The organism is Amycolatopsis sp. NPDC006125 (assembly GCF_040614195.1).
GTDB classification, from domain to species: domain Bacteria; phylum Actinomycetota; class Actinomycetes; order Mycobacteriales; family Pseudonocardiaceae; genus Amycolatopsis_E; species Amycolatopsis_E tucumanensis.
On record NZ_JBEXTZ010000071.1, the window covers coordinates 29,159 to 46,645 of the forward strand.

At 71.8% G+C, this 17,487-nt stretch carries 19 protein-coding genes and 1 pseudogene; 10 read left to right on the forward strand and 10 right to left on the reverse strand.

Annotated features, from left to right (window positions below; all coding sequences use genetic code 11):
• The first annotated feature begins 79 nt into the window (after nucleotides 1–79).
• On the forward strand, nucleotides 80–1,504 hold the full coding sequence (locus ABZ193_RS29935; protein WP_027936459.1) for an MFS transporter: 1,425 nt from the start codon (nucleotides 80–82) through the stop codon (nucleotides 1,502–1,504).
• A gap of 41 nt (nucleotides 1,505–1,545) precedes the next feature.
• Here the strand turns inward: ABZ193_RS29935 and ABZ193_RS29940 are convergent, their stop codons facing one another.
• Nucleotides 1,546–2,046, reverse strand: a complete 501-nt coding sequence (locus tag ABZ193_RS29940) for an endonuclease V (protein ID WP_020422033.1) — start codon at nucleotides 2,044–2,046, stop codon at nucleotides 1,546–1,548.
• A 17-nt stretch (nucleotides 2,047–2,063) separates the two neighbouring features.
• Here ABZ193_RS29940 and ABZ193_RS29945 point away from each other — a divergent pair, with 17 nt between their 5' ends.
• From ABZ193_RS29945 to ABZ193_RS29960, 4 genes are all read left to right on the forward strand, one after another.
• Nucleotides 2,064–2,303 carry a hypothetical protein gene (locus tag ABZ193_RS29945; protein ID WP_354712348.1) on the forward strand — a complete coding sequence of 80 codons (240 nt, stop codon included), beginning with the start codon at nucleotides 2,064–2,066 and terminating at the stop codon, nucleotides 2,301–2,303.
• A gap of 57 nt (nucleotides 2,304–2,360) precedes the next feature.
• A complete protein-coding gene (locus tag ABZ193_RS29950) occupies nucleotides 2,361–2,843 on the forward strand; it encodes an SLATT domain-containing protein (RefSeq protein ID WP_020422031.1) in 483 nt (160 codons plus the stop codon).
• A gap of 101 nt (nucleotides 2,844–2,944) precedes the next feature.
• On the forward strand, nucleotides 2,945–3,901 hold the full coding sequence (locus ABZ193_RS29955) for an ATP-binding cassette domain-containing protein (protein WP_354712349.1): 957 nt from the start codon (nucleotides 2,945–2,947) through the stop codon (nucleotides 3,899–3,901).
• The gene (locus tag ABZ193_RS29960) at nucleotides 3,901–4,674 is read left to right on the forward strand and encodes an ABC transporter permease (protein WP_354712350.1); all 774 of its coding nucleotides are present in this window, start codon (nucleotides 3,901–3,903) and stop codon (nucleotides 4,672–4,674) included. The genes ABZ193_RS29955 and ABZ193_RS29960 overlap by 1 nt, the downstream gene beginning before the upstream one ends.
• Here ABZ193_RS29960 and ABZ193_RS29965 read toward each other — a convergent pair.
• From ABZ193_RS29965 to ABZ193_RS29980, 4 genes are read right to left on the reverse strand one after another with little or no spacing between them, the layout of a single operon-like run.
• Nucleotides 4,652–7,768, reverse strand: coding sequence for a BTAD domain-containing putative transcriptional regulator (locus ABZ193_RS29965; RefSeq protein ID WP_354712351.1), 3,117 nt, complete (start codon nucleotides 7,766–7,768; stop codon nucleotides 4,652–4,654). The two genes, ABZ193_RS29960 and ABZ193_RS29965, sit on opposite strands and share 23 nt — an antisense overlap.
• Nucleotides 7,765–8,169 carry an MmcQ/YjbR family DNA-binding protein gene (locus ABZ193_RS29970; protein ID WP_237339455.1) on the reverse strand — a complete coding sequence of 135 codons (405 nt, stop codon included), beginning with the start codon at nucleotides 8,167–8,169 and terminating at the stop codon, nucleotides 7,765–7,767. The genes ABZ193_RS29965 and ABZ193_RS29970 overlap by 4 nt, the downstream gene beginning before the upstream one ends.
• A 9-nt stretch (nucleotides 8,170–8,178) precedes the next feature.
• Nucleotides 8,179–8,790: a TetR/AcrR family transcriptional regulator C-terminal domain-containing protein gene (locus ABZ193_RS29975; RefSeq protein WP_354712352.1), complete on the reverse strand. Its 612-nt coding sequence runs from the start codon at nucleotides 8,788–8,790 to the stop codon at nucleotides 8,179–8,181.
• 24 nt (nucleotides 8,791–8,814) lie between these two features.
• Entirely contained in the window at nucleotides 8,815–10,227 is a 1,413-nt protein-coding gene (locus ABZ193_RS29980; protein WP_354712353.1) for an FAD-dependent monooxygenase, read from the reverse strand.
• A 27-nt stretch (nucleotides 10,228–10,254) separates the two neighbouring features.
• Between ABZ193_RS29980 and ABZ193_RS29985 the strand changes: the two genes are divergently transcribed.
• Genes ABZ193_RS29985 through ABZ193_RS29995 form a run of 3 tightly spaced genes read left to right on the forward strand, consistent with a single transcriptional unit; the run spans nucleotide 10,255 to nucleotide 11,518 of the window.
• Nucleotides 10,255–10,662 carry a RidA family protein gene (locus ABZ193_RS29985; protein WP_027936457.1) on the forward strand — a complete coding sequence of 136 codons (408 nt, stop codon included), beginning with the start codon at nucleotides 10,255–10,257 and terminating at the stop codon, nucleotides 10,660–10,662.
• Nucleotides 10,663–10,692: 30 nt separating this feature from the next.
• Nucleotides 10,693–11,103, forward strand: coding sequence for a metalloregulator ArsR/SmtB family transcription factor (locus tag ABZ193_RS29990; RefSeq protein ID WP_039791908.1), 411 nt, complete (start codon nucleotides 10,693–10,695; stop codon nucleotides 11,101–11,103).
• On the forward strand, nucleotides 11,039–11,518 hold the full coding sequence (locus ABZ193_RS29995; RefSeq protein WP_237339451.1) for an SRPBCC family protein: 480 nt from the start codon (nucleotides 11,039–11,041) through the stop codon (nucleotides 11,516–11,518). Before ABZ193_RS29990 ends, ABZ193_RS29995 begins: the two co-directional genes overlap by 65 nt.
• A 515-nt stretch (nucleotides 11,519–12,033) precedes the next feature.
• Here ABZ193_RS29995 and ABZ193_RS30000 read toward each other — a convergent pair.
• The 3 genes and pseudogenes from ABZ193_RS30000 to ABZ193_RS30010 all read right to left on the reverse strand — a co-directional run bounded on the left by ABZ193_RS30000 (nucleotide 12,034) and on the right by ABZ193_RS30010 (nucleotide 14,132).
• Nucleotides 12,034–12,898 (reverse strand): annotated as a pseudogene (locus ABZ193_RS30000) (IS5 family transposase).
• Between the two features lie 111 nt (nucleotides 12,899–13,009).
• Entirely contained in the window at nucleotides 13,010–13,492 is a 483-nt protein-coding gene (locus tag ABZ193_RS30005) for an NUDIX domain-containing protein (protein WP_354712354.1), read from the reverse strand.
• A 4-nt stretch (nucleotides 13,493–13,496) separates the two neighbouring features.
• Complete coding sequence (locus tag ABZ193_RS30010) at nucleotides 13,497–14,132, reverse strand: nitroreductase family protein (protein ID WP_354712355.1); 636 nt, start codon at nucleotides 14,130–14,132, stop codon at nucleotides 13,497–13,499.
• Nucleotides 14,133–14,457: 325 nt separating this feature from the next.
• Between ABZ193_RS30010 and ABZ193_RS30015 the strand changes: the two genes are divergently transcribed.
• Nucleotides 14,458–14,673 (forward strand): dodecin, encoded by a 216-nt coding sequence (locus ABZ193_RS30015; protein ID WP_017984202.1) that lies wholly within the window; start codon nucleotides 14,458–14,460, stop codon nucleotides 14,671–14,673.
• A gap of 729 nt (nucleotides 14,674–15,402) precedes the next feature.
• Here the strand turns inward: ABZ193_RS30015 and ABZ193_RS30020 are convergent.
• On the reverse strand, nucleotides 15,403–15,819 hold the full coding sequence (locus tag ABZ193_RS30020; RefSeq protein ID WP_237339780.1) for a CBS domain-containing protein: 417 nt from the start codon (nucleotides 15,817–15,819) through the stop codon (nucleotides 15,403–15,405).
• 73 nt (nucleotides 15,820–15,892) lie between these two features.
• Here ABZ193_RS30020 and def point away from each other — a divergent pair, with 73 nt between their 5' ends.
• Complete coding sequence (gene def / locus ABZ193_RS30025; protein WP_354712356.1) at nucleotides 15,893–16,510, forward strand: peptide deformylase; 618 nt, start codon at nucleotides 15,893–15,895, stop codon at nucleotides 16,508–16,510.
• Here def and ABZ193_RS30030 read toward each other — a convergent pair.
• A partial coding sequence (locus ABZ193_RS30030; RefSeq protein ID WP_354712357.1) for a methyl-accepting chemotaxis protein occupies nucleotides 16,482–17,487 on the reverse strand: 1,006 nt, incomplete at its 5' end. The two genes, def and ABZ193_RS30030, sit on opposite strands and share 29 nt — an antisense overlap.

Consider the following 17,487-nt stretch of genomic DNA (forward strand, 5'->3'; position numbering starts at 1 on the left):
ACCTTAGCATGCACGGGAATCTGATGCAAAGACATTAAATCCTCTTGCATTAGATGCGTGTGCATGTAATCTGGCTGCCATGACTTCTCCTGCGCACCTGTCCACCACATCGACGCGGTGGGACGCACGGCTGTGGGCCGTGCTGCTCACCGTGTCAACGGTCGTGGGCCTGGACGCCCTCGACGTCTCGATGGTCGGCGTCGCGCTGCCGTCCATCCAGGCTGATCTCGGCCTGTCCACCAGCGCGTTGCAGTGGGTTGTGAGCGGGTACGTGCTCGGTTACGGCGGGCTGCTCCTGCTCGGCGGCCGCACGGCGGACCTGCTCGGGCGGCGGCGGGTGTTCCTCGTCGCGGTGGCCGTGTTCGCGGTCGCGTCGCTGCTCGGTGGTCTCGTCGACAACGGCGCGCTGCTCATCGCGAGCCGCTTCATCAAGGGCCTGGCGGCGGCCTTCACCGCGCCGGCCGCGCTGTCGATCATCACCACGACGTTCCAGGAGGGCCCGGCCCGCAACCGCGCGATCAGCATCTTCGCCGTGTTCGGCGCCAGCGGGTACTCGGCCGGCCTGGTGTTCTCCGGGCTGCTGACCGAGGTCGGCTGGCGGTGGACGTTCCTGCTGCCGGTGCCGATCGCGTTGATCGCGCTGGTGTCGGCGATCAAGGTCGTCCCGGCCTACGAGCGGGACCACTCGGCGGGTGGCTACGACCTGCCCGGCGCGATCACCGGTGCCGCCGGGTCGCTGCTGCTGGTGTTCGGTGTCGTCGAGGCGCCGGAGGCCGGGTGGGCCTCGCCGCAGACGTTGATCACCTTCGTCGTCGCGGCGGCGCTGCTGACCGCGTTCGTGTTGATCGAAAAGCGCAGCAGCCACCCGTTGCTGCGGCTGGGCATCCTGCGCTCCGGGCCGCTGGCGCGGGCGAACCTGGGGGCGGCGCTGTTCTTCGGGGCCTACATCGGGTTCCAGTTCGTGGTGATGCTGTACCTGCAGGACGTGCTGGGGTGGTCGGCGCTGGAGACCGCGCTCGGGTTCCTGCCTGCCGCGCTGATCGTCGCGTTCGGTTCGCCGCGGATCGAGCCGCTGATCGACCGGGTCGGCACGTCGCGCACGATCCTCGGTGGCGTGCTGGCGCACGTGCTCGCGTACGTGCTGTTCCTGCGCGTCGACGAGCACTCGGGGTACGCCGGTTCGGTGCTGCCGAGCATGATCCTGCTCGGCATCGGCTTCACCCTGGCCTTCTCGTCCCTGAACATCCAGGCGACGACCGGCATCAGCGACAACGAGCAGGGACTCGCCGGTGGCCTGCTGAACACGTCGCTGCAGGTCGGAGGCGCGATCGGCCTGGCGATCGTGACGGCGGTGCTGACGGGCAGCGGTGAGGGCGACCTGCTGACCGGCCTGACCCCGGCGCTGGCGGTGATCACCGGCATCGCGGCGCTCGGACTGCTGATCGCGCTGTCCGGCGTGGTGCGCCTGCGGCGGGCGCCGGAACCGGAACTCGCCCGGGTCTGATCGCGGGGGTGGTGGGGCCCGTCCTCGGGGGGGACGGGCCCCTACTCGCGTGACAGCCGGTCGACGCGGCGCAGCGCGTCCGGCAGGCGGTGCGGACCGGCCATCGTCCGGACGATCCGCGCGGCCTCGTCCGGGGCGAGGCCGATCGCGGTGACGTGGAGGGGCCGGACCGCCTTGCCGCGTAACACCGGAATGGCGTGCGTGGCGGTGCGGAAGGCCGTCTTGGCGACCCCGATCACCGGGACGCCGAACTCCTCGTGCGCGTGGGCGCCGAGCCCGGGGCGGCCGTCCGGGTCGAGGTGCACGTACCCGTCGACGACGAGCAGGTCCACCGGCCCCGCGCGGCGCAGCACCGCGCGCATCGCCGGCAGCTCCCGCAGGTAGAAGGCGCCCGGCCGGTACGGCTCGACCTCGTCCAGCCGCGCCACGTGCTCCCCGGTGATCTCGGCGAAGGCGGGCCCGGCGGCGAGCACCAGTGCCGCGTTGGCGCCGCCGGCGTCCGGGTAGTGCACGTCGACCGCCGCGCATCGGGTGTGCCGCATGCCTCCATACTGGTCCCGTGCTTCCCGTCGAGCCGATCCGCCTCCTGCTCAACGAGTGGGATCCGATCGGCGTGGCGGATTCCGTTGACGACGAGTACGACTGCCTGGTCTGGCCGTTGCTGTCCCGTCTGCGCGCGGGCGCCGGCGTCGACGGGATCCGGGAGTACCTGCGCCACGAGATGTCCGACCACTTCGGACTGACAGCCGACGTGGACGCCATCGCCGAGCGGCTCGTGTCCTGGTGGCGCACCCGGTAGGCCGGGCGCGTCTTCGCAGGCTTCTTCCCGATGATCACGGTCGCCTAAGCTGCCGCGATGGAGGAACCCATCCAGTCGGCGGTGCCGCGGCCCGGGCTGAGCCCGGCCGAGCTGGCACAGGACCTGCTGTCCCGCATCGAGACCGGCAACCGCTACGCGCGGGTCCGCAAGAACCGCTTCCGCCGCCGGTCCGCGCTCGTCCGGGTCGCGACGCTCGTCTTGTCCGGCGCGTCCACGATCATCCTCGGCCTGCAGGACCTGGACTTCTGGGCCGGCCTCGGCTTCGCGCTCGTCGCGCTGGTGACCGTGGTCAACACCCTCGAACCGTTCTTCGCCTGGCGCTCGCTGTGGGTTCTCATGGAGGAGACGCAGTACCGCTTCTACCGGCTGCGCGACGACCTCACCTACTACCTGGCCGAGACCCCGCCCGAGCAGGTGGACCGCGAGGTGATCCGCCGCATGTTCGGCGAGTACCAGGGGATCTGGGACTCGCTCGGCGAGCGCTGGCTGAGCCACCGCCGTCCCGGCGAAGGTCCCTGAAACCCCGCCCCGCCACCCCTGAAACCGGCTTGAAGCCCTCCTGAAGCCGCCTCCTCCGAAGCTCGTCACCAGCAACGGAACAGCACACGGAGGAGGGGGCTTTGACCACCACCACGACCACCCCGGCCATCGAGGTCGCCGGGCTGCGCAAGGCGTTCGGGGACAAGGTCGTGCTCGGCGGGATCGATCTGCGCATCCCGGCCGGCTCGATCTTCGCCCTGCTCGGGCCCAACGGCGCGGGCAAGACGACCATGGTCCAGATCCTGTCGACCTACCTGCGGGCCGACTCCGGCAGCGCCCGCATCGCCGGGCACGACGTCGCCGCGGAGGCCGACCGCGTTCGCGCCGCCATTGGCGTCACCGGCCAGTTCTCCGCCGTCGACAACAAGCTGACCGCCGAGGAGAACCTCTGGCTGATGGCGGACCTGCACCACCTGCCCAAGGCCGAGGGCCGCCGCAGGGCGGCCGAACTGCTCGAACGCTTCGACCTGGTCGAGGCGCGCAAGAAGCTCGCCGCGGTCTACTCGGGCGGCATGCGGCGCCGCCTTGACCTCGCGATGAGCCTGGTCGGCGAGCCGCGCATCATCTTCCTCGACGAGCCGACCACCGGCCTCGACCCGCGCAGCCGCCACACCATGTGGGAGATCATCCGCGACCTCGTCGCACGCGGCGTCACCGTCTTCCTCACCACCCAGTACCTGGAGGAGGCCGACGAGCTGGCCGACCGCATCGCCGTGCTCGACCACGGGGTGTTCGTCGCCGAGGGCAGCCCGGCCGAGCTCAAGCGCCGCATCCCCGGCGGGCACGTCGAGCTCCGCTTCACCGACGACCGCGCACTCGACCTGGCCGCCCGCACGTTCGGCGAGGTCACCCGCGACGACGAGGCCCGGACCCTGCAGATCCCCAGCGACGGCGGCGTCCGCTCGCTGCGCGCGCTGCTCGACCGCATGGACCACGCCGGCATCGAGCCCGAGGGCCTGTCGGTGCACACACCCGACCTCGACGACGTCTTCTTCGCCCTGACCGGCCACCCCACCGAAGAGAAGGTCTCCCGCTGATGTTCACCGACTCCGCCACCATGCTGCGGCGCAACCTGCGCCACGCGATGCGCTACCCGTCCATGACCGCGAGCGTCGTCGCCGTCCCGATCATGATGCTGCTGCTGTTCAACTACGTCTTCGGCGGCGCGATCGGCAACGGCATCGCGGGCGCGCCGGCCGGCGGCGACTACCTCGGCTACCTCGTGCCCGGCATCCTGCTGCTCACCATCGGCTCGGCCTCGATGCCGGTCGCCGTCGCGATCTGCACCGACCTGACCGAAGGCATCGTCGCCCGGTTCCGCACCATGGCGATCGCCCGCGCGTCCGTCCTCACCGGACATGTCATCGGCAACGTCATCCAGACCGTGGTGAGCCTCGTGATCGTCCTCGCGGTGGCTGTCGCGATGGGGTTCCGCACCTCGGCCGGCTTCGGCGACTGGCTGCTCGCGGCCGCCGTCCTGCTGCTGCTCACGCTCGGACTGAGCTGGTTCTCCGCCGCGCTCGGCCAGGTCTCCAAGACCCCGGAGGGCGCCAGCAACGTGGTGCTGCCGATGACCTTCCTGCTGCCGTTCCTGTCCAGCGCGTTCGTGCCGCTGGACTCGATGCCCGCCGGCATCCGCTGGTTCGCCGAGTACCAGCCGTTCACCGCCGTCATCGAGACCCTGCGCGGCCTGCTCGCCGGCACGCCGATCGGCTGGTACGGCTGGGGCGCCATCGGCTGGGGCGCGGGGATCACCGTCCTCGGCTACTTCTGGTCCAAGCGCCTGTTCAACCGGGAACCGACCCGCTGAGCAGGTCCAGCGCCGCCAGGCGCAGCTCGTCCGGCCCGAGGCCGGCGTACTCCGACACCGCGTCGGCGTACGCCGGCCCGTCGGCTTTCTCGGCGGCGGCCCGGAACCCGGCGGGTGTCATGGTCGGCTGGAAGTTGCGCAGGAACCCGAGCCGCTCGGCCAGCGCCACCAGCCGCACCCCGGTGCGGTCCCCGCGGTCGAGTGCGAGCACACCGAGCGCGAGCAGGACGGTGCCGCGCACCGGCATCCCGATCAGGTAGGCGGGCACCTTCGCCGCGCTCTCGCTGAACAACGGCGGCGCCAGCGGGGGGAGCTCGGCGACCAGGTCGGCGACCAGTCCGAGCCTGCCGTGCTGCGCGTGCGCGATCACGGTGACGCAGAGCAGCTCCAGCGACCACGCGTCCAGACCGGGCGCCTCCGGCAGGGGGAGCACGCCACTGTCCCGCTGACGGGCCACCGCCTGCCGCCACAGCGCGAGCCCCTGGTCGATTTCGTTGCGCGCCAAGGCGATCTCGGCGCGCACCCCCAGGTCGAACGTGATGACGTCGAACCGGTCCTCGCCGCCGCCCGGGCTCGTCTTCGCCAGCCAGCGTTCGGCCTCGTCGACCGCGCCGCTCTGCAGGGCGGCGAGCATGAGCCCCCACCGGATGCCGATCGTGTCGGGCCACGGCGCGAGCTCAGCCAGCACCCGCATCGCGACCAGCAGGTGCCGCGTGGCTTCGTCCGGTTCGCCGCGCTGCAGGTACAGCTCGCCGAGCCGGGCGCGGGCCATCAACCGGACCCACGGCAGACCGGAATCGCCCGCCGCGTCCAGCATCCGCACCGCCGAGGCGAGTGCCTGCTCGCCGTCGCCCGCGGTCTCCCACCAGTAGCTGTGCACGGCGTGCGCGACGAACGCGAGCAGCGGCTGATCGCTGTCGCCCAGGGCGCCGAGTTCGCGGGGATCGATCTTGGGGAGCGTGGACAGGAGCGTGGACAGCGCCCGGACCAGCGTCGTCGGCGGCGCTTCGGGCAGCCGCCGCAGGACGACCAGCGACCGCACCGCGCGCGGACCCTGGAGCATGAAGGTCGTGGTGGCGCACACGGTCGCGGCGGTGCGGGTCACCTCGACGAACTCCGGTTTCGGGTGGAAGTGCGCGAGCACCGCCGGGACGTCCGTGGTGAGCGCGGCCATGCGCGAGTAGTTGGAGTCGGCCGTCCACAGCGCGCCCAGCGCCGCCGCCGTGGCCGCGACGGTCGCGCCGTCCGCCCGCTCGATGCCCAGCCGCATCGCAGTCAGGAGGTTGTCCTGCTCGACGCGGATCCGCTCGCTCGCCGTGTACGGGTCGGGACCGAACACCGGTTCGTGGTGGGCCAGGCCGAAATCCCGTGCCCACGCCAGGAAATCCTCGGTGGCGCGCGCGGTCCCGCCGGCTTCGTCGAGGCGGGCGGCGCTGAACTCGCGCACCGTCTCCAGCATCCGGAACCTCGCGCCGACGGGAGTGTCGACGACCCTCAGCAGGGACTGACCGGACAGCTCCTCCAGCACGTCGAGCGTGTCGCGGCTGCCGAGCAGGTGCCGCGCGGCGTCCTCGGTGAACCCGCCGGGGAACACCGACAACGCCTGCATCGCCGCCTGCGCGTGCTCGTCGAGGAGGTGCCAGCTCCAGTCCACGACGGCCTGCAGCGTCCGGTGCCGCTGGGGCGCGTCGCGCGGGCCGCCGCGCAGCAGCGCGAACCGGTCGGTGAGGCGCCGCGCGATCTCCGCGACCGACAGCACGCGCACCCGCGCCGCCGCGAGTTCCACCGCCAGCGGCAGCCCGTCGAGGTGGCGGCACAGCGCGGCCACGGTGTCCGCGGGCAGGTCGGCGTCCGGCCGCGCGGCCCGTGCGCGCTGGACGAACAGCTCGATCGTCGTGTCCAGGTCCAGTTCCGGCAGCGGGTACACCGACTCCGACGACAGGCCAAGCGGCGCGCGGCTGGTGACGAGCACGCGCAGGTCCCGCGTCATCGACACCAGGGCCCGGACCAGCTCCGCGACCCCGTCGAGGACGTGCTCGCAGTTGTCCAGCACCAGCAGCGCCGGTGCGGCGCCGAGGACTTCGGCGATGCCGGTCAGGTCGTCGGGCGGCGGCGGACTCGGGGTGCGGCGCGCCTCGCCGACGGCGAGCGCGGTCGCGACGTGCCCGGCCACGTCCGCGTCGGCGCGGACACCGGCCAGCCCGACGAAGTGGACCAGCGGCTGTTCGGCGTCGCGGCCGATCGAATGCGCGAGGCGGGTCTTGCCCAGCCCGCCGGGACCGACGATCGAGGTGACCCGGGACCGGCGCAGCAGCTGCGTGACCGCCGCGATGTCGTCCGCGCGGCCCAGCAGCGGGTTGGGCTCGTGCGGGATGCCGTGGCGGACCGGGGGCCGCTCCCCGGCGAGCGTTTCCCGTTGCCACGCCTGGAGTTCCGGGCCGGGATCGGTGCCGAGCTGGTCCCGCAGCTCGCGGCGGTAGGACTCGAACCGGGCCAGCGCGGCGGACGGCCCGGCGGTCGCGGATTCCGAGCGCAGCAGCTCCAGCAGGACTTCCTCGTCACGCGGCCGGTCCGCCGCCGCGGCGGTGAGCGGTTCGACCGCCTCGGCGTGGCGGCCGAGCCGGGACAGCGCCAGCCCGCGGGCGCGCACGAGGAAGAGGTGGGCGGCACGGCGTTCGCGGCGCAAGGTGGACAGCGGGTCCAGCGCGTCGTCGGCGGTGCCATCCCAGAGCGCGAGCCCGGCGTCGGCCTCGGCGAGCGCGGTCGCGGGATCGTCCGCGCGGGCCGCGGACGCGTGCTGGAGCAGCGCGGCGGCGTCGACTTGAGCGGGTTCGAGCGTGAGGCGGTACCCGGCCGGCGTGCTGGCGATGAGGTCGGGGCCGAGCTGCGAGCGGGCGCGCGAGACGAGGATCTGCAACGCCTTCACCGGGTTCTCCGGCTGCTCGTCCGGCCACAGCCCGTCCACGAGCCGGCCGGTGCCGCAGCCGGTGGTGAGGTCGGCGGCGAGCAGCGCGAGGAGGTCGCGCAGCCGGGGCGCGGTGATCTCCCGGCCGCGGCAGGTCACCCGCGGCAGCAGGGTCAGTTCGACGGTCACCGGGCCGGCTTGCCGGATCCGCGGGGTGTCTTCTCCTGGCTGAGCGCGACCCACTGCAGCTTCTCCTGCTCCCGGCGCGGCAGCCCGGAGACGACCAGGTCGTAGGAGTCCTCGACCATCTCCCGCACCAGGTCCTCGGGGACGCCGCCGTCCAGCACGACGGTGTTCCAGTGCCGCTTGTTCAGGTGGTACCCGGCGGTGATCTCCGGGTGGTCGCGGCGCAGCTGCACCGCGAGGTCCGGATCGCACTTGAGGCTGACCCGCAGCGGCTTCGACTCGAGCGGGCTGAGGGCGAACATCTTGCCCGCGACCTTGAACACGCTGTTGGCCTCGCCGAACGGGAACTCCTCGCGGGCCCCCGGCAGCGACAGGCACAGTCGTTTGAGTTCGCCTGGCGTCATGGGTTCAGGCTAGCCACGTGCGGCCGTGTCCAGGATGCGGTCGAGCCCGAACTCGAAGCGGCGGGTGAACTCGTTGTCCACGAGGTGCGGCAGGACGCGGGCCAGCGCGGGGTGGCTGTCCGGGGTGACCGCGGATTCCAGCAGGCCGGCCACCGCGCCCGCCGCACCCTGCTCCTCCTGCGTGAGGCCGAGCGTGAAGTAGAGGATCGTCCAGCAGGTCCAGCCCGCGTCGCGCGGTTCGAGGCCACCTTCGAGCAGGGCGGCGACCAGCGCTTCCGCGGCGCGCAGGGTGGCCGGCTCGGCGACGAACGTCCCGGCCACGACGAACGCGCCGTCCCGGTGGGCCAGCAGCGCGCGGCGGAAGCGGCGGGCCAGCTCGGCGGTGCGGTCCCGCCAGTCGTCCGGGAGCCCGTCGAAGGAGATGCCGGCGAAGATCGCCTCGGCCATCAGCTCACGCAGCCGCGCCTTGGTCTTGACGTGCCAGGAGACGGTGTTGAGCCGGACACCGAGCCGCCGCGCGACGGCGCGCAGGCTGACGGCCTCCAGGCCCTCTTCGTCCAGCAGGTCGAGCGCGGCCCGGACGATCTCGTCGCGCCGGCTGTCGCCGTTCCGGGTGATCACCGGGCGATGCTAGCCAGGTGGCCGTCAGCGGTGCTGGTCAGGCTCGCCGCTGGGGGTCACCTCCGCGACGTGGCCGTCGGGGCGGATGAGGGCGGTGTCGAGCGCGGCCCAGTCCGGCCGGTCGTCCAGCGGGCGTCCGTGGTGGACGATCGCGCCGGGGGCAGCGGGGCCGGGCTCGTCGCGGAAGTCCAGCAGCACCGGGCGTCCCGCGTGCAGGAGCCGGAAGAGCGTGGTGTCACCGAACTTCAGGTTCGGCGCACGGGTGCCGGTGAGCGGGTGCGCGCCGGGGTAGCGGACGGACAAACCGGACAGCCGCTCGGCGAGGGCCTTGGCGAACGCGGGCTGTTCGGCGATGAGGGTGCTGAGCAGCGACCGCAGACGGCGGCCGTCCGGGGAGAACGCGGTCATCAGCGCGGTCTGCGCCTGGGTGTGCTCCAGGAGTTCGGCGCCGACCGGGTGGCGTTCGTCGTGGTAGGTGTCGAGCAGGTCGTCGGGCGCCTCGCCGCGCACGACCGCGCCCAGCTTCCAGCCGAGGTTCATCGCATCCTGCAGGCCGACGTTGAGCCCGACGCCACCGGCCGGCATGTGCATGTGGGCGGCGTCGCCGGCGAGCAGGACGCGTCCCCGGCGGTAGCGGGTGGCCTGGCGGCTGGCGTTGGAGAACCGGGACAGCCACGCGGGGGAGTGCATGCCGAAGTCGCGGCCGGCGATGGCGGTGACCTTGGCGCGCAGCTCGTCGAGGGTGAGGTCGCCGGGCCGGTCGGCGCGGATGTCGTCGGGACTGTGGCCGACCAGCCGGTGCAGGCCGCCGGGCAGCGGGACGGCCAGGAGGAGGCCGTCCGCGGTCGCGCGGCTGTAGGAGCCCGCGGACGGCGGGTCGGTCAGCACGACGTCCCCGAGCCAGCCGTACACGGACGCCGACGTGCCGGGGAAGTCGATCCCGGCGGCGGCGCGGATGGTGCTGCGGGTGCCGTCGCAGCCCACGACGTACGCGGCAGCGATCGTGTACCCGCCGTCTGGGCCGTCGACTGCCACACGCGCTTCGCCGGGGTGTTCGGTGAGGCCGATGACGCGGTGGCCGCGCCGGATGTCCGCGCCCATTTCGCGCGCGTGGTCTTCCAGCAGTTCCTCGGTGCGCGCCTGCAGGAGCGCCAGGGTGATCGGGAAATCGGTGTCGAGCAGGGCGAAGTCCAGGCGGTCGTCGAGCACGGCGAAGTGCCCCTGCGGGATGGGGATCCCTTCGGCCAGGAAGGGCTGCTCGACGCCGCGTGAGGCGAGCACCTCGATGGTGCGCGGGTGGATGGTGAGGGCCTTCGAGTGCGGGTCCCGTTCGGTGCGCTGTTCGAGGACGGTCACTTCGGCGCCGGCGAGGCGGAGTTCCGCGGCCAGCCACAGCCCGGTCGGGCCTGCTCCGGCGATGACGATGTTCTTGGTCACTGACCAAACATAGCCTAGGCTGGGTCGATGACCAAGGATGAGATGCCGCAGTACGCCAACCCGGCCGGGCTCTTCGCGCTGCCCGAGATGTTCAGCCTGTCCGTCGCCGTGCCCGCGTCGCGGCTGGTGTTCCTGTCCGGGCAGGTCGCGTGGAACGCGGAGGGTGAACTCGTCGGCGAGGGTGACCACGGCGCGCAGGCGGAGCAGATCGTGCGCAACATCGACATCGCGCTCGCCGCGGCCGGCACGAGTCGTGAGCACCTGGTCAAGCACACGATCTACGTCGCCGGATATCGCCCGGAGCTGGCGGAGGCGATCCTCGCGCCGATGCGTGCCGGGGTGACCACGCGTTCGGCGAGCACGCTGGTCGGCGTCCAGACCCTGTTCGACCCCCGCTACCTGGTCGAAATCGATGCAGTTGCCTGGATCCCTTGACGCATTCCCATATGGGTATATATTTGGTGCATGGCAAGGGCAGCGACTACGGCGGACGCGTTCAACGCGGTGGCCGAACCTCGGCGGCGGCAGATCCTCGATCTGCTGGCCGGCGGGGAGAAGCCGGTGAACGAGCTGGTGTCGGTGCTCGGGCTCGCCCAGCCGCTGGTGTCGAAGCACCTGCGGGTCCTGCGGGAGGTGGGTCTGGTGGAGGTTCGCGACTCCGGACGGCAGCGGGTCTACCGCATCAACGCCCGCCCGCTGAAGGACATCCACGAGTGGGTCAGTGGTTACCAGCGGTTGTGGGACGAGCGATTCGACCGCTTGGACGCGGTGTTGGAAGAACTCAGGGAACTGGAGGACGGAGATGAGCACGATGACGACCAGCGGTACGGCGAAGGTGACGCTCCCGGCGGACAACCAGATCCAGATCGTGCGTGAGTTCAACGCGCCGGCGCGGCTGGTGTGGCAGGCGTGGACCACGCCGGAGCTGGTGAAGCGCTGGTGGGCGGGCGAGCGTGGCGAGGTCACGTCCGTCGAGGTCGACCTGCGGGTCGGCGGGAGATGGCGCAACGTGATGACCGCGAACGGCGGTTTCGAGGTCGCCTTCCACGGTGAGTACCGGGAAATCGTGCCGCACGAGCGGATCGTGTCGACCGAGGTGTTCGAAGGCATGCCCGGCGCGGAGTCGCTGAACACGCTGACGCTGACCGAGCACGAGGGACGCACCACGCTGACCGTGCTGGCCGAGTACCCGAACAAGGAAACCCGCGACGGGCACCTGGAGTCCGGCATGGAGGGCGGCATGCAGGAGTCGCTGGACAAGCTGGAGCAGGTCGCGGTGTCGCTCGCCTGACGGCCGGTGGTTGCCTGAGGGCAGGTGGTCTGGCCTGTCGGCTGGTGTCGCTGGCTGACGGCAGGTGGTCTGGCCTGACGGCTGGTGGTGCCGGCCTGAGGGCAGGTGGTCTGGCCCGTCGGCTGGTGTCGCTGGCCTGTCGGCTGGTTCTGGGGCTGCTTCTTCAAGGGTGGGTTCGATGGGCCTCGCTGCGCGAGGCCCATCGGCGTGCGCGCTCTCGGTGAAGGTTCCGCCTGGCGCGGCAGGTTCCGCGCCCCGCCGAGGCAGGATCTGCCTGCGCGGGGCGGCCCGTCCGGTGGATCTGCTTGGCCGGGGGCGGCACGTCCGGTGGGTCCGCTTGGCCCGGGGTGGCACGTCCGGTGGATCCGCTTGGCCGGGCGTAGCGTGGCAGCTCTTCGCTTCACCGGCGCGGCGGCTTGCCCGGGCAAGCTGGCCTGCCCGCGCAAGCCAGCCTGCCGGGGCAAGCCGATGTGCCCGGGCTAGCCGATGTGCCCGGGCTAGCCGGCCTGCCGGGGCTAGGGCGTGTCTGACATTGCGTCGGTCCAGGTGATGACGTCGTGGATGAGGATGGCGGCGCGGTAGACGGTGGCCAACTTGTCGTAGCGGGTGGCGATGCCGCGCCATTGTTTGAGCTGGTTGAAGCTGCGTTCGATGACGTTGCGGCGGCGGTGTCGGGCTTGGTCGGCGGGCTCGGGGATGACCGCCTGGATCTTCCGCCTGCGTAGGTGCGTGTGGATGGCGCGGGAGGAGTAGGCCTTGTCCCCGCGCACCCGGTCGGGGCGGGTCCGTGCTCGCCCGCCGCCCTGTCGGGGCACCTGCAGGTGGGCCATGAGCGGTTCGAACATCGGTGAGTCTCCGGCCTGGCCTGGTGTCAGCAGGGTGACCAGTGCGCGTCCGTTTCCGTCGACGACACGGTGGATCTTGGTGGTCCAGCCGCCGCGGGAGCGGCCGATGGCGTGGTCAGGCGGCTCGATTCCGGGTTTCGTGTAGTTCGATCCAGCCCCCTGTGTGGCGGGTGATGTTCGTGGCGTGCTGATGCGCCCGCGCGATGGTGGAGTCGACCGAGACCGACCAGTCGATCAACCCCGCCGCGTCCGCGAAGGCCTGCAGTCGCTGCAGCACCACATCCCAGGTGCCCTCCCGGGCCAGCCGGCGGTGCCAGGTCCAGATCGTCTGCCACGGCCCGAACACTCCCGGCACATCCCGCCACGCCAGCCCGCACCGATACCGGTAGATGATCCCCTCCACCATCACCCGCGCGTCCGAAAACGGACGCCCCGGCCTACCCGTCCGCGCCGACAACAAGTCCTCGATCAACGCCCACTGCTCATCCGAGAGCAACTCAAACCGCGACACAACCAGCAGCATCCCAGCCACCAACCGCGACCTTTGTCAGACACGCCCTAGCCGGCCGCTCGGGGCAAGCCGGCCTGCCCGGTGGTTCCGCCCGGAGGTGAGGTGTCCGGGCGGAACCGTGCTGGGTCATTGGGGTCAGGCGCGCAGGACTCCTTGCGCCACCAGCGTTTCCCGCAGGCGGGCGATGATCGGCACCTGGCCCTTGACGAGCAGTTCCGCGGCGCGCTCGGGCGTGGTCCACTCGATGCGGTCGACCTCCGGGAACTCCTGCACGCGGCCGGAGCCCTTGGGCCACTCCATCTCGAACGTGTTGCTGGCGAAGCCGGCCGGGTCGAAGTCGCCCTCCGCGGCGAACGTCGTGATGACCTTGCCGCTCGGCTGGCGGAACTCGCCCAGCTCCAGGATCTCGCCGGTGAGCACGGGCTCACCGACCTCCTCGGCGAACTCGCGCCGTGCGGCGGGCAGCGGGTCCTCGTCGGTGTACTCGCCCTTCGGGATGGACCAGGCCCGCTCGTTCTTGCGCGCCCAGAACGGCCCACCCATGTGCGCGATGAGCACCTCCACCCCACCGTCACCGGTCAGGCGGTACAGCAGGAACGCCGCGCTCTTCGTGGGCACCGGGTCACCACTGGTCGTAGTGCAGGACCTCGGACAGCGGCTGGCGCTTCGCCGGCTTGAACGTCTCGCCGGTGTAGAACGCCGTCGGGATCAGCGCAGCCTGCCGGACGTGGTCCGGGATGCCCAGCAGTTCAGCAGCCTCCTTCTCGTAGACCAGGTGCAGCGACGTCCAGGCAGTGCCGAGCCCGAGGGTGCGCGCGGCGAGCATGTAGCTCCACACCGCGGGCAGGATCGAGCCCCACAGGCCGGCCTGGTTGCCCTCGGGCAGCTTGCCGCCCGGGACGTGGATCGCCGGGACGAGCAGCACCGGCACCTCGGCCATGTGCTCGGCCAGGTAGTCGGCGCTGTTCATCACCCGGTGCTGGGCGGCGGCGCGGTCCGTGTCGCCGGGGTAGCGCTCCTCCGGCGCCGGGCCGAGGTCGCGGTAGGCCTTGTAGGACTTCGCGTACAGCTCGGCCAGCTTGGCGCGCTTGTCGGCGTCGGTGACCACGACCCAGTGCCAGTCCTGCCGGTTCGACCCGGTCGGCGCCTGCAGCGCGAGGGTGATCGCGCGCTCGATGAGCTCGCGCGGCACGGGACGCGACAGGTCCAGCCGCTTGCGCACGCTGCGGGTGGTGGTCAACAGCTCCTCTGGTGTCATGCCCCCGATCCTGGCATGCGCCCCTGGGACCGGCGCCGGTCCCCGGCGCGCGGATCTTGAGGTGGCCGCTCGTGGGCCGGGCGGAGAGCGGGCAGGAGGGGAGTGGGGTGAGTGCGCGTTGATGGTTGGCCGTGGGGAAGGCGCATAGGTTGTGTGTGGGTGCGCGGAGTCGTGCGGGGGATGTGGCGATGTTGAGGTTGGGGCTCGCCCAGGGGCTTGGGTGGGTTGTCGCGACGGGCGCGCGAGATCGGGAGCGGGATGCGGTGGCGGGCGTGGCGGGTGACAATGCCGGGGCCGGGATTCGCCTAGGGCAAGGAGGCCTGAGATGGCCGGGCACACCTATCGCGTCACCGAGATCGTCGGCTCGTCCAGTGAGAGCCTGGACGCCGCCATTCGCGGGGGGATCGAGCGTGCGGCGCAGACGTTGCGGGGGTTGGACTGGTTCGAGGTGACCGAAATACGCGGCCACATCGAGAACGGCGCGATCGGTCACTTCCAGGTCGGGTTGAAGGTCGGGTTCCGGCTGGAGGACGCGGACTGACCTGGCCAGGGCGCGCGCGGCACCCAGCAGGGCGGTGCGAATGCGGACCGTCCACTTGGGACCAGGGTGGGTTTGCGGGTTCATGGCAGCCACGTTAAGGACGGCGACCGACAAAAACCGGTGCTGGGCGGAAAATCGCCACCCCATCGGGTCGAATTGGTTGGATCACCTGACTGGAGCAACAGGGGGTAGACGCGCGGGGTAGATCGGCTGGAGCCCCGGACAGCGAGACGCCGGAGCGGGCCGCAATGAGGAGCGGACACCTGCGTGGGGCCTTTACGAGGAGAGCGGTGGCGGGCGGGTCGCTGTGGGGGGCGGAGACGTGCGCGCGGCTTTTACGAGGCGGCGCACGGTCGCGGGCGGGTCGCTTTGTGGGGGCGTAAGCGTGCGTGGGGCGTTACGGGGCGGCGCGTGGTGGCGGGCGGGTCGCGATGTGGGGGCGTAAGCGTGCGTGGGGCGTTACGGGGCGGCGCATGGTGGCGGGCGAGTCGCGATGTGGGGGTGGACACCTGCGCGGGGCTTGTACGAGGCGGCGCACGGCCAGCGAGCGGGTCGCAACGAGGAGCGGAAACCTGCGAGCGGCCTCTACGACGCAGCGCACGGCCAACGAGCGGGCCGCAACGAGGCGCAAACCCGCGAGCGGATCTCCACGACACAGCGCAAAGCCCGGAGCGGGCGCTCAACGACCAAGCGTTGACGCCCCTCCGGGCGCGGATGAACCTACCGCCATCAATCGGCCGACAGTGCCTGCAGCAAATCGCCGATTTCGGGCTCGTCCAGCGATCGCGCCACGTCCGCCTGCGCGACGATCCCCACCAGGTCGTGGCCGTCGATCACGGGGAGCCGCCGGACCTGGTGCTGCGACATCGTGCGCAGGATCTCCTTCGCATCGTCGTCGGCGCCGATCGTGACCGCCTCGCCCTGCGCGAGCTCCCCGGCGTTCACCGCGCGCGGGTCCTTGCCTTCCGCCAGCACCTTCACCACGATGTCCCGATCGGTCAGCATCCCCTTGAGCCGGTTGTCCTCACCGCAGATGGGCATCGCCCCCACCTGGAGCTCCGCCATCCGCTTCGCGGCGTCGAGCACGGTGTCGCTGGTCCGCACGCACTCGGGGTCCGGCGTCATGATTTCGCGAGCCTTCGTCATCTCTGCCTGCCTTTTGGTGCACTCGAACTGGGCACTCGCGGTCATACCCGCACCCGGTTGATTTACTCGTCCCATGTCCGAGATCGAGGTCCACCACGACGTCACCACCGGCGGCGACCTGGCCCACCACTACGCCCGGGGCGCGTCCCGGCCCATCACCGTCGTCGGCAACCCCGTGCTGCACCGGCCGTGCGCCGACGTCACCGAGTTCGGCGACGACCTGGCCCAGCTGGTGTCCGACATGTTCGTCAGCATGCGCACCGCCAGCGGCGTCGGCCTCGCGGCCAACCAGATCGGCGTCCCGCTGCGCGTGTTCGTCTACCTCTGCCCGGAGAGCTACGCACGCAGCGAGGGCGAGCTGTGGCACGCCGGCCACGTGGTGAACCCGGTCATCGAGGTCGCCGGTGACGAGACCGGCGCCCACCCCGAAGGCTGCCTGTCCGTGCCCGGCGCCAGGGCCGTCGTCGAACGCCCCGCCCAGGTCACCGTCCGCGGCTTCGACCTCGCGGGCAACCCCATCGCCGTGCCGGGCCGCGACCTGCTCGCCCGCTGCTTCCAGCACGAGACCGACCACCTCAACGGCCGCCTCTACATCGACCACCTCACGCCGGAGGGCCGCGAGACCGCGCTGGCGGAGATGAGCGAACCGGCCTACCCGGTCGTCACAACGGACGCCGCCACTCGACCGTGACGCGGCCCGGCTCGCGGCGCACCACCGCGTCCGCGGACGCCTCCGCCAGTGCCCGCTCCACGCCGGCCACCCGCTCGTCCGGCGCCGCGCAGGTCACGCACAGCCGGATCTCCTCGCCAGACAGGGCCAGCTCGACCTCCTCCGCGCCGCCGCCCGGCACCGCGGTGGCGCGGAGGAAGTCGCGCAGCACCTGGGTGACCTCGGCGGCGACCTCGGCGGGCGGCTCGGCGTCGAGGTCGCCGGTGAGCAGCAGCCCCGGCGCGTGCCCGTGGGTGCTCTCCAGCTCCCCGACCACCTCGCTGACCTGGGTGTGCAGCGGAGGCTGGGTGCGCGTCGCCGTGCCGTAGACGGAGCTCCGCAACGCCGAGATCGTGCGGTCGATGCCGCTGATCGCGGTCGCCATCACCGGGCCGGACCGGGGGAACCGGGCGGCCGCGGACTGCAGGTCCAGCGTGATGCCGTAGAGCCGGCGGATCGCCGTGTCGCCGAGCGTGCGGGCGATCCGGTCGGTCTCCTCCAGCCGGGCGATCCGGTTGGAGGCAGCCGCCACCTGGTCGGCCTCCGAAAGGATCCGCACCCGCATCGCCTCGACCGCTTCGCCGAGCCTGGTCACCTCCTCCGGCCCGGCCGCCTCGACCTCGCGGTGCAGGTCGCCCGCGGACACCTCGCGCACCTGCGCGACCAGCCGGTTCAGCGGCGTGACGAGCGAGCGGCGCAGGATGAGCACGCTCGCCAGGCCCAGCACCAGCGCGAGACCCACGCACACCCCGGTGGTCACGTTCGCGGTGGCGTTCGCCCGGCGCGACGACGCCAGCCTGGCCGCGATGAGCTGGTCGACGTGGTCGCCCAGCGCGGTCAGCCGGGCGCGCAAGGTGTCGAACAAGCAGGCCGTGCAGCGCCTGCTGGACGAGCACAAGGCGGGCAGGTCGGCATCGAGGATGCGACCGTTTCGGACCGGCAGACGTGCGGGAACCTGC